The 2,433-nt window shown below is 41.2% G+C and carries 3 protein-coding genes; all 3 read left to right on the forward strand.

The window, feature by feature from the left end:
- Nucleotides 1-2: 2 nt before the first annotated feature.
- Nucleotides 3-1,520 (forward strand): type IA DNA topoisomerase, encoded by a 1,518-nt coding sequence (locus ACKTR2_RS10115; RefSeq protein WP_407885005.1) that lies wholly within the window; start codon nucleotides 3-5, stop codon nucleotides 1,518-1,520.
- A 120-nt stretch (nucleotides 1,521-1,640) separates the two neighbouring features.
- Entirely contained in the window at nucleotides 1,641-1,856 is a 216-nt protein-coding gene (locus ACKTR2_RS10120) for a hypothetical protein (protein ID WP_003660156.1), read from the forward strand.
- Between the two features lie 2 nt (nucleotides 1,857-1,858).
- The coding region (locus ACKTR2_RS10125; protein ID WP_407885007.1) for an ArdC-like ssDNA-binding domain-containing protein at nucleotides 1,859-2,433 on the forward strand (575 nt) is incomplete at its 3' end.

Raw genomic sequence — 2,433 nt, forward strand, 5'->3', positions numbered from 1 at the left:
CCTTGTATATGGTCTATCAAAGAGACCAGGCAATCAAAAACTTTAAGCCGGAACCCTATTTTGAACTAAATGCGGAAATTTTAGCTAATCAGCAAAAATTCGTCGCAAAATTAGACCCCTATCAGCGATTTAAAGACGAAACAGGGCTAATAACATTCATGCAAGCTAAAAACGTTCAGAAAGGCTCACAGGCCGGTTTAATCAAGGACGTCCAAAAGCAAGGCAAAAAACGAGCTAGTCCCCAACTATTCTCGCTATCTAGTCTACAAAGTGCCATGAATAAACGTTATCACGCCAGCGCCAGCCAAACCTTAGCGGCTATTCAAAGCTTATACGAAGACAAACTGCTCAGTTATCCCCGCACCGATTGTGCTTATATCACTGATGAAGAATTTGATTATTTAGTGGCTAATCTGACGAAGTATCTGGGTTTGGTCTCTAAGCCAGTCGCTTTAACCAATACCACTCCGAACAAACGCTATGTTGATGGGAAAAAAGTTGAAGAACACTATGCCATTATTATGACTAAAGTCGTGCCAACGAAAGAGAAGCTAGCCAGCTTGCCTAAATTACAGCAACAAGTCTATGACCTGGTTTTAAGGACGACGTTAGCGATGTTTGCTGATCCGTACGAGTACGAAGAAACCACCATTATCACCCAAGTTGGTGACGCCAATTTTAAAGCAACCGGTAAGGTCCCAACTAAGCAAGGTTGGCAAGCTTTATTTGATGATCACAAAACCGACCAGCAAGAGGCAGCCACCTTACCGCTCGTTCACCAAGGCGATCAAGTCCAAGCAAATCTGCAAACACCGCAAAAAGAAACGACACCACCGGTACCCTTTACCGAAGGTACCCTGATTACGGCCATGAAGACCGCCGGCAAAACGCTTGATGATGAAGAAGCCCAAGCGATTCTTAAAGATGTGCAAGGCATTGGGACAAGTGCAACCCGGGCCAATGTGCTGGAAGTGTTAAAGAAACGCGGCTATCTCGTCACTGAAAAGAACAAGCTACACGTCAGTGAAGCCGGAATTACTTTATGTAAAGCGGTTGAACTCGAACCCTTGCTAACTAGCCCAGAAATGACGGCTAAATGGGAGCAAGCATTACAGCAAATCAGTACCGAAGAACGCACCCCAGATAACTTTTTGAGCCAGATTAAGAAGTTTGTGGCGAAGTTAATTGCTGATGTCCCCACACAATTAACCGGCAATTCAGCCATTAAGCAACAAATCAATCACCAACAGCAAGCACAAAAGTCCGCCGAGGTCTTCTTAGAAACACCGCAAGCGACCGTTTTAAATAAACAGAAGTTTTATATTGTAAAGCCTAAGCAAGGCGAAGACTTTACCCTGCCCAAGAAATGGAGCAGTAAGACCCTCGGGAAGACCGCCATTAAAGCGTTGGTCACCAAGGGGGAAACGAGCAAATTAAAGGGTTTCAAGAGCAAAAAAGGAAAGTTGTTTGACGCCAAGTTAAAGCTTGACGGCCATAAATTAAGTTTTGATTTTGATTAGAACCTGCCTACCGCCCTGCACGTTGTTTCGGTTGGTGAACTCGTCATTTAGGTTTACTTTTCAAAAACCAAAAAGTTAACCTAACCAACGAGTGTAATTGTAAAAGAAGGAGGATATATCATGAAAAATGAACTGGAAGCATTAGCAAGCGAATTACCTATTTTGACGGATAAAAGCAGTTATAAGTACCTATCAGAAGTTGCGGGTAATGGCAAATATATTCAAGTTGCGTGGCAAAAAAAGAATGCTGAATATTTAGCACTTTACGGCACACAATCTATCAAGTTACCCCAAATTGATAATTCTGTAGAGTTTGTAGACGCCGAGGAGGTTTAAATATGCCAACTAAAGAAGAAGCAGAAGAATGGAAGAAACAACTTGTAGATAATGCAGAACAGCAAATTTTGAACTTAACTGATAGTGAAAAGTTTAAAAGTTATCTTGATACCGTAGCAAAGTTTCACCGGTATAGCCAACGTAATATTGACCTTATCTATTCTCAAAATCCAAGTGCCAGCCAAGTTGCAGGCTTTAAAAAATGGCAGAATGATTTTAAACGATCAGTAAATAAAGGAGAAAAAGGGATCAGGATTGCGGCCCCTATTATTAAAAAACTAACTCCAGAGGATCAGAAAAGGCTTGATACGACCGAAGAAAAAGCCATAGTTGGTTATCGCTATATTCCAGTATTTGACATATCACAGACAAGCGGCGAACCAGTCCTAAGTGCTAAAGATTTTGTCAAAGAAAATTTAGCGGATCATAAAAACGTTACTAACCTATATAACGAACTCAAAAATTATTTGAATAACAATACTGATATTAAAGTCAGTGAAAAGAGATTGTCAGAACTTGGTGGCGCTAAAGGCTATTTTCAACCCAGCACTAATGAAATCGTCATTGGTGGCGATGA

It is taken from the genome of Furfurilactobacillus curtus, assembly GCF_045862785.1.
GTDB lineage: Bacteria > Bacillota > Bacilli > Lactobacillales > Lactobacillaceae > Furfurilactobacillus > Furfurilactobacillus curtus.

Excerpts from the sequence above, each read along its gene's own strand:
- ACKTR2_RS10120 (WP_003660156.1), top strand. The coding sequence starts at position 1,641 with ATGAAAAATGAACTGGAAGCATTAGCAAGCGAATTACCTATTTTGACG.